A 7,889-nucleotide genomic window follows, 5' to 3' on the forward strand; every position below is an offset into this window, starting at 1 on the left:
GGCCCCCCACCTGGACCGCCTCCGCGAGCGCGGTGGCAAGGTCGTCGTGATCGATCCCCGCCGGACAGCGACCGCCGACCGCTCGGACCTTTTCCTCCAGCCGGTCCCCGGGACCGACCTCGCGCTCGCCCAGGGCGTTCTGCACCTGATCGACGCGGCGGGCGCCGTGGACGAGGAGTACGTCGCGGAACGCACCACCGGCTTCGACGCCGTACGACGGTCGGTCGCCTCCTGGTGGCCCGAGCGGGTCGAGCGCGTGACGGGTGTGCACACCGACGAGCTCCGCGCGCTCGTCGACCTGCTCGCCGCTCACGAGAGGGTCATGATCCTCACCGCGCGCGGCGCCGAGCAGCACAGCCAGGGCACGGCGACCGTGCTCGGCTGGATCAATGTCGCCCTCGCGCTCGGGCTCCAGGGCAAGCCGTTCGCCGGCTATGGCTGCCTCACCGGCCAAGGCAACGGCCAGGGCGGCCGCGAGCACGGCCAGAAGGCCGACCAGCTCCCCGGCTACCGGATGATCGACGACCCCGCCGCTCGCGCCCACGTCGCGAAGGTCTGGGGTGTCGAGCCGGAGAGCCTGCCCGGCAAGGGAAAGTCGGCCTACGAGCTCTTGGAGTCCCTCGGCGACGGCGGTGGTCCGAAGGCGCTGCTCGTCTTCGGCTCCAACATCGTCGTCTCCGCGCCCCGTGCCACCCACATCACCCAGCGCCTCGAGTCCCTCGACCTGCTCGTCGTCTGCGACATGGTGATGAGCGAGACCGCCGCGATCGCCGACGTCGTCCTCCCGATCACCCAGTGGGCCGAGGAGTCGGGGACGATGACGAACCTCGAGGGCCGGGTCATCCTGCGGGAGCAGGCCGTGACGCCACCCGCGGGCGTCCGCAGCGACCTCGACGTGCTCCAAGGCCTAGCCGAGCGGCTCGGCTCGCCGGTCCCGTTCGGCACCGACGTCGAGGCGATCTTCGCCGAGCTGGGCCGCGCGTCCGCCGGCGGCAAGGCCGACTACAGCGGCATCACCTACGACCGGATCCGTGAGGAGCAGGGCGTGTTCTGGCCCTGCCCGGCGGTCGAGGACGGCCCGGTCCACCCCGGCACCCCACGCATGTTCGCCGAGAGGTTCCTTACTCCCGACGGTCGGGCCCGGTTCCTCGTCGTCGAGCACGCCGGTGCGGCCGAGCAGCCCGACGACGACTTCCCGCTGCACCTGACCACCGGCCGGGTCCTCGCCCAGTACCAGTCCGGGGCCCAGACCCGCCGGGTCAAGGCGCTCCCCGACACGGGCGCCTTCGTCGAGCTCCACCCGATGCTCGCCAACCGGATCGGTGCCCACGACGGCGACCCGGTGCTCGTCCGTACCCGCCGTGGCGAGATGAAGGCTCCCGCCAAGATCGTCACGACGATCCGCCCCGACACCGTCTTCATCCCGTTCCACTGGGTCGGCGCCAACAAGCTCACCAACGACGCCCTCGACCCGTCGAGCCGGATGCCCGAGTTCAAGGTCTGCGCCGCCGAGGTCTCCGCCTGACCCACGAACCCGCACACTTCGGTCCACGAACTTGCACACTTCGGTCCCCGAACCCGCACGGACGTAGCGGACTCGTGGGCCGAACCGTGCATGTTCGTGGGCCGAACCGTGCAAGTTCGTGGGCCGAACCGTGCGAGTTCGTGGGGGAAAAGTGAGGCGATGAGGCGTAGGTCACCCCGAGGACCAGGAGGGGTTGTGAGGGCGTGAGGAACTGTTGACCTCAGGGGGCGGGCGGGGGATCGCGACGCGAAACGTCGCCGAAGTTTCGTAGTGACATGACCTCGAGCCGCCCCGATCCCGCGCCTCGGCGGCTGGTGATCGTCGGCAACGGCATGGCGGCGACCCGGCTCGTCGAGGAGCTCGTCGCGCGCGGCGCGACCGACACCCCTGACGGCTGGTCGATCACCGTGCTCGGCGACGAGCCGCACGCGCCGTACAACCGGATCCTGCTCTCGGCCGTCCTCGAGGGCACCCACCGGCCGGAGGCGCTGACCCTCCGCAGCGCCCAGTGGTACGACGAGCACGGCGTCGACCTGCGGCTGGGTGCCCGGGTCCTGGAGATCGAGCGCGACCTCAAGGACGTCATGCTCGTCGACGGCACGATCATCGAGTACGACGTGCTCGTGCTGGCCACGGGCAGCATCCCGACCCTCCCGCCGATCCGCGGCCTGGTGCGGATGGACGGTTCGCTGCACGGGTCGGTCCACGCGTTCCGCTCCCTGCACGACTGCGAGCGCCTCCTCGCGGCCGTCACCGAGACCGACGCCGACGGCTCGCCCGTCAACCGCCGCGCGGTCGTCGTCGGTGGTGGCCTGCTCGGTCTCCAGGTCGCACGGGCCCTCGGCGGACGCGGCATCGACACCGAGATCGTCGAGGGTGGCGAGCACCTGCTGCACCAGCAGCTCGGTGAGGCGGCCGGCAAGATCCTCGCCCGCGACCTGAAGAAGCTCGGCGTCGCCGTCTACACAGGCGCCCGGGCGATCCGGCTCGCCGACCCCGCCGCCGTCACCGGCCTCGCCGGCTCGGTCAAGGTCCTCGACCCGCTGCCGACGAACCCCGGCCGGGTCGCCCTGCGCCTCGACAACGGCTTCACGCTCGACACCGACCTGGTGATCCTCACCGCCGGCGGCAAGCCGTCGACCGCCCTCGCCCGCCGGGCCGGGCTCGAGGTCCGCCGCGGACTGGTCGTCGACGACAACCTCGCCAGTGTCACCGACCCGGCGATCCACGGCCTCGGCGACTGTGTCGAGCACGCTGGCCGGGTGACCGGCTTCGTGCCGCCCGCCTGGGAGCAGGCGACGATCCTCGCGAGGATCCTCACCGGCGAGCAGGTCAGCTACGACGGCAGCCGCAACGTGGCCCGCCTCCGCGCCACCGACCTCGACGTCGCTGTCCTCGGCGACCCGGAGCAGGAGGTCCGGGGCGGCGGCGACGTCGTCGAGATGTCCAACCCGGTCCGCGGCTCGCACCGCAAGCTCGTCATCAGGGACGGCCGGATCGTCGCGGGTGCGCTCGTCGGCGACCTGAACCGGATCGGCCTCATCACCCAGCACTACGACCGGCAGACCGTCCTCGGGCCCACGGAGCCTGGCGAGCTGCTCCTCGTCGAGCGTTCGGCCGAGCCCGTCCAGCTGCCCGACGACGCGGAGATCTGCAATTGCGCCGGCGTCACCGCCGGGGCGATCCGTGCGTGCTCCTCGTTCGAGGACGCACGCGAGAACACCCGGGCCACCACCGGATGTGGTGGCTGTTCCGCGACCGTCCGCCAGCTTCTGGCCGAACGGTCCAGCCGCACCCCTGAAGGAGTCAAGTGATGGCACCGCACCTGCGCAAGCAGCTCGTCGTCGTCGGTCACGGCATGGTGGGCCACCGATTCGTGGAGTCCGCGATCTCTCGCGGGCTCACCGAGACCTACGACATCACCGTGCTCGGTGAGGAGCCGCGTCCGGCGTACGACCGGGTCGCGCTGACCTCCTACTTCGAGGTGGGCGCCGAGGCGCTGGGCTTCCTGCCCTCCGGCGCGTACGACGACCCGCGCGTCACCCTGCGCCTCGACACCGAGGTGGTCGCGATCTCGCCGCGGCAGCGGATCGTCACCCTGGCCTCGGGCGAGGATCTGCACTACGACGAGCTGGTGATGGCGACGGGTGCCGCGCCGTTCGTCCCGCCGGTGCCGGGTGCCGACCTGGACAACGTCTTCGTCTACCGGACGATCGAGGACCTCGACGCGATCCGCACCGCGTCCAAGAAGAGCAAGGTCGGCGCGGTCATCGGCGGTGGCCTGCTCGGGCTGGAGGCGGCCAACGCGCTGCACCAGCTCGGCCTGGAGACGCACGTCGTCGAGCTCGCGCCGCGGCTGATGGCCGTGCAGATCGACGACCTGGGCGGCAGGACGCTCAACCAGCACATCAACAAGCTGGGTCTCACCGTCCACACCGGCGCGATGACCGAGGCGATCCTGGCCGACAAGAAGGGCCGCGTGGAGCGGCTCGCGCTCAAGGACCGCAACCCGCTCGAGGTCGACATCGTCGTCTTCTCCGCCGGCATCCGGCCGCGGGACGCCCTCGCCCGGGCGGCCGGACTCGATGTCGCCGACCGCGGCGGCGTCCTCGTCGACGAGTCCCTGCGCTCCTCCGACGAGCACATCTGGGCGATCGGCGAGTGCGCTGCGGTCCAGGGCACGATGTACGGCCTGGTGGCCCCCGGGTACGACATGGCGGAGATCGTCGTCGACCGTCTCCTCGGTGGCGCCGGCGAGTTCACCGGCGCCGACATGTCCACCAAGCTCAAGCTGCTCGGTGTCGACGTCGCGTCGTTCGGTGACGCCCACGGGGCGACCGAGGGTGCGCTCGAGCTGACCTACCAGGACGCCGTGTCCGGCGTGTACAAGAAGCTCGTCATCAGCGAGGACGGCAAACGCCTCCTCGGCGGCGTGCTCGTCGGTGACGCGGCGGCCTACGGGATCCTGCGGCCGATGGTGGCCTCGGGCATGGAGCTTCCGGAGAACCCCGAGGAGCTGATCCTCCCGGCGTCGCGCGGCGGCCTGGAGATGGACCTGCCCGACGACATGCAGGTCTGCTCCTGCAACGACGTCACCAAGGCGCAGATCAAGGACGCCGTGTCCGACGGGTCGACCCTCAACGACGGCAGCCCGTGCACCGACGCCGCGTGTGTCACCGCGCACACCCGCGCCGGCTCGACCTGCGGCTCGTGCAAGACCGTCGTGAAGAAGATCGTCGAGGACTTCTTCACCGCGGCCGGCAGGGAGGTCGACAAGTCCCTCTGCCAGCACTTCCGGATGACCCGGCAGGAGCTCTTCGACGTCGTCGCCGTCCACGGCTACACGCGTTTCGACGACATCGTCGAGGCGCACGGCTCCGGCCGCGGCTGCGACATCTGCAAGCCCGCGGTCGCCTCGATCCTGGCCAGCCTGCTCAACCAGCACGTCCTGGACCCGGGCAACCGTCAGCTCCAGGACACCAACGACGCCTACCTCGGCAACCTCCAGAAGAACGGCACCTACTCCGTCGTGCCGCGCATCCCCGGCGGCGAGATCACGCCCGACAAGCTCATCGTCATCGGCCAGGTCGCCCAGGAGTTCGGGCTGTACACCAAGATCACCGGCGGCCAGCGGATCGACCTGTTCGGCGCCCGGATGGAGGACCTGCCGGCGATCTGGAAACGGCTCGTCGACGCGGGCATGGAGTCCGGCCACGCCTACGGCAAGTCGCTGCGGACCGTGAAGTCCTGCGTCGGCTCCACCTGGTGCCGCTACGGCGTGCAGGACTCGGTCGGCCTCGCCATCGAGCTCGAGCTGCGCTACCGCGGCCTGCGGTCGCCCCACAAGCTCAAGGGCGGCGTCTCGGGCTGCGCCCGGGAGTGCGCGGAGGCGCGGTCGAAGGACTTCGGGATCATCGCGACCGACAAGGGTTGGAACCTCTACGTCTGCGGCAACGGAGGAGCGATCCCCTCGCACGCCCAGCTGCTGGCCGGCGATCTCGACAAGGAGACGCTGATCAGGTACCTCGACCGGTTCCTCATGTACTACATCCGCACCGCCGACCGGCTGCAGCGCACGTCGTACTGGATGGACTCGGTCGACGGCGGGCTCGACCGGATCCGGGAGGTCGTCGTCGACGACGTGCTCGGCCTCGGCGCCGAGCTCGAGGCGGCGATGGACCGGCACGTCGAGTCCTACTTCGACGAGTGGAAGGCCACCATCGAGGACCCGGAGAAGATGGCCCGCTTCGTCTCCTTCGTCAACGCGCCCGGCACCCCGGACCCGAACATCTCGTTCCGCGAGGAGCGTGGCCAGGTCCAGGCCGCCGTCAACGACGGACCGGTGTCGCTCGGCACCACGATCCCGGTAGGAGCGCCCTGATGACGGTCGACACCCAGACGACGTTCGAGGCTGTCTGCCGCCTCGACCAGATCGAGCGCGAGGGCGGTGTCGCCGCGCTCGTCGGGGGCGTGGCGGTCGCCGTGATCCGGACGTTCGACGACGAGGTCTACGCCCTGTCGAACTTCGACCCGTTCTCGAAGGCGTCGGTCCTGGCCCGGGGGATCGTCGGCACCAAGACGGTGAGATCGGACGACGGCGAGGAGGTCGTGCCGTTCGTCGCGAGCCCGATGTTCAAGCAGGCGTTCGACCTGCGTGATGGCACTTGCCTCGACGACCCTGATAATGGGGATGTCGCCGTTCCCACGTACGACGTCCGGGTCATCGACGGCGTCGTGGAAGTGGGGCCCCGGCGCTCGTGACCATCGAGGAGGAGCCGGTGCCGGACCGTCCGCTTGCCGGCTTCCGCGTCGGCGTCACGGCTGCCCGCCGGGCCGACGAGCAGATCGCGCTGCTGGAGCGGCGCGGCGCCGAGGTGGTGCACGCGCCGGCGCTCTCGGTCGACCCCAACCGGATCGACGAGGAGGCCCTGCAGGCCGCCACCCGGGCGGTCCTCGACCGGCCCGTCGACATCTTCCTGGCGACGACCGGGATCGGCATGAAGTCGTGGCTCACCGCCGCTGAGCGGTGGGGCGTGATGGACGAGCTCGTCGAGCACCTCGGCAAGGCCGAGATCCTCGCGCGCGGGCCGAAGAGCGTCGGCGCGCTGCGGCGGTTCGGGCTGAGGGAGCTGTGGGCGCCGGAGTCGGAGGAGTTCGAGGACGTCCTCGCCCACCTGCGCGGCCGCGACCTGGCCGGACAGCGGATCGTCGTCCAGGAGCACGGGCAGTCGCTCTCGATGGCCGCCCACGCCCTGCGGCGGCTCGGGGCGGAGGTGACCACGGTCGCGATCTACCGGGTCCACGCCGCCGAGGACCTCGAGCCGATGTTCGGTCTCGTCGAGTCCGTCGTCGGTGGCCGGATCGACGCCGTCACCTTCACCGCGGCGCCCGCGATCAACGCGATGATGGAGGCCGCAGCGACCGCCGGTCACCGCGACGACCTCATCAGCGCCTTCCAGGCCGACGTGATCGCCTCGTGCGTCGGACCGGTCACCGCTGCCGCGTTCGAGATGTGGGGCGTGCCCTCGATCTATCCCGAGCGCTCGCGGCTCGCCGCGATGGTCAAGCAGCTCGAGACCGAGCTGCCGTCGCGCGCCGGCGGGACGTCTCTCGAGGTCGCCGGCCACCTGTTGCTCCTGCACGGCGAGGACGTGCTCCTCGACGGCGCGCCGGTGAAGCTCTCGCCCGCTCCGTACGCCGTGCTCCAGGCGTTGCTCGTCAACCCCGGGACGGTGGTCTCGCGCCGGGACCTGCTCACCGCGCTGCCGTCCGGCACCGCCGGCTCCGAGCACGCGGTCGAGATGGCCGTCGCCCGGCTCCGCGCCGCGATCGGCACCCGCTGCGTCCAGACCGTGGTCAAGCGCGGCTACCGACTGGCGGTGTCGTCATGAGCGCCACCCCACGACGTTCGTCGTCTCCTCCGCCTCCCTCCCCCGAAGAACGACGCCGCGGGGAACCCGGAAAGGCTCTCCTCGTCACCGTCGCCCACGGCACCCGCAAGACGGAGGGCAACCGGGTCGCCGTCGAGCTCACGGTCGAGGCGGGCCGTCGGCTCGGCCTGCCGTCGATCGCTTCGTACGTCGAGCTCTGCGAGCCGTTGTTCGCCGACGTCGTCGCCGGACTGCGGCAGCCCGCGATCGTCGTACCGCTGCTGCTCTCGACCGGCTTCCACGTCCGCCACGACCTGCCCGCCGCGGTCGCGGACGCCGGTGCGCCGGTGGTGCTCGGTGACCCGCTCGGCCCCGACCCGCTGCTCGCCGCCGCCCAGGTCGACCGGCTCGTCGAGGCCGGCGCCGTCCCCGGTCAGCCGATCGTGATGGTCGCCGCCGGATCGAACGATCCGGCGGCCTCCGCCGGCCTGATC

6 protein-coding genes are annotated in these 7,889 nt (G+C 71.2%); all 6 read left to right on the forward strand.

What is annotated here, in order from left to right:
- On the forward strand, nucleotides 1-1,525 hold a 1,525-nt coding region (locus H0487_RS20610), incomplete at its 5' end, for a molybdopterin oxidoreductase family protein (RefSeq protein WP_183096101.1).
- A 275-nt stretch (nucleotides 1,526-1,800) separates the two neighbouring features.
- A complete protein-coding gene (locus H0487_RS20615) occupies nucleotides 1,801-3,339 on the forward strand; it encodes an FAD-dependent oxidoreductase (RefSeq protein WP_183096102.1) in 1,539 nt (512 codons plus the stop codon).
- The gene (gene nirB, locus H0487_RS20620) at nucleotides 3,339-5,906 is read left to right on the forward strand and encodes a nitrite reductase large subunit NirB (RefSeq protein ID WP_183096103.1); all 2,568 of its coding nucleotides are present in this window, start codon (nucleotides 3,339-3,341) and stop codon (nucleotides 5,904-5,906) included. The genes H0487_RS20615 and nirB overlap by 1 nt, the downstream gene beginning before the upstream one ends.
- Nucleotides 5,906-6,286 carry a nitrite reductase small subunit NirD gene (nirD, locus tag H0487_RS20625; protein WP_183096104.1) on the forward strand — a complete coding sequence of 127 codons (381 nt, stop codon included), beginning with the start codon at nucleotides 5,906-5,908 and terminating at the stop codon, nucleotides 6,284-6,286. Before nirB ends, nirD begins: the two co-directional genes overlap by 1 nt.
- A 17-nt stretch (nucleotides 6,287-6,303) precedes the next feature.
- Nucleotides 6,304-7,416 carry a uroporphyrinogen-III synthase gene (locus tag H0487_RS20630; RefSeq protein WP_312856039.1) on the forward strand — a complete coding sequence of 371 codons (1,113 nt, stop codon included), beginning with the start codon at nucleotides 6,304-6,306 and terminating at the stop codon, nucleotides 7,414-7,416.
- Nucleotides 7,413-7,889 (forward strand): sirohydrochlorin chelatase (locus tag H0487_RS20635; protein WP_183096105.1); only part of this gene is annotated, 477 nt, incomplete at its 3' end. The genes H0487_RS20630 and H0487_RS20635, both read left to right, overlap by 4 nt.

This window comes from Nocardioides stalactiti (assembly GCF_014180715.1).
In the GTDB taxonomy this organism is placed as follows: domain Bacteria; phylum Actinomycetota; class Actinomycetes; order Propionibacteriales; family Nocardioidaceae; genus Nocardioides; species Nocardioides stalactiti.

Coding starts and splice junctions, on each gene's coding strand:
- H0487_RS20615 (WP_183096102.1), top strand. CDS start 1,801: ATGACCTCGAGCCGCCCCGATCCCGCGCCTCGGCGGCTGGTGATCGTC.
- nirB (WP_183096103.1), top strand. CDS start 3,339: ATGGCACCGCACCTGCGCAAGCAGCTCGTCGTCGTCGGTCACGGCATG.
- nirD (WP_183096104.1), top strand. CDS start 5,906: ATGACGGTCGACACCCAGACGACGTTCGAGGCTGTCTGCCGCCTCGAC.